Annotated in this window: 1 pseudogene; it reads right to left on the bottom strand. The window is 61.8% G+C overall.

Annotated features, from left to right (window positions below):
• A pseudogene (locus EN845_RS36555) lies at positions 1-124 on the bottom strand (isochorismatase); the annotation flags it as partial.
• Positions 125-338: the final 214 nt, after the last annotated feature.

Genomic DNA, 338 nt, shown 5'->3' with positions numbered 1-338 from the left:
GGACATTGGCGAGGATGCCGCCGAACCCTTCGACCAGATAGCGTTCGTCCTTGCGATGCTCCTCCTGGAGATCGATGAACACCGCGGCCACGGTGCCGCGTCGGATGGCGATGGCTGTCTTCATGCGGATGCTCTCGAAGGGGTGCCGCAGTGTGAGGGGTTCTGCGGCAGACTATCAGTTTCGTCATTCCAGGGCGAAGCAGCCGCAAAGCCGCGTCGCGAAGCCCCTGGAATCCATGCCGTTACTCCAGTCGAAGGGCACACCGGTGTAGATCTTCCCCCGCTTGCGACTGTTTTGAGGTCGCGTTATGGATCCTCGGGTCTGCGCGCGTCGCTTC

Source organism: Mesorhizobium sp. M8A.F.Ca.ET.202.01.1.1, from assembly GCF_004791595.1.
Taxonomy (GTDB): domain Bacteria; phylum Pseudomonadota; class Alphaproteobacteria; order Rhizobiales; family Rhizobiaceae; genus Mesorhizobium.
The sequence above is the reverse complement of the archived record's forward strand: the minus strand, read 5'-3'. Positions and strand labels throughout refer to the sequence as shown.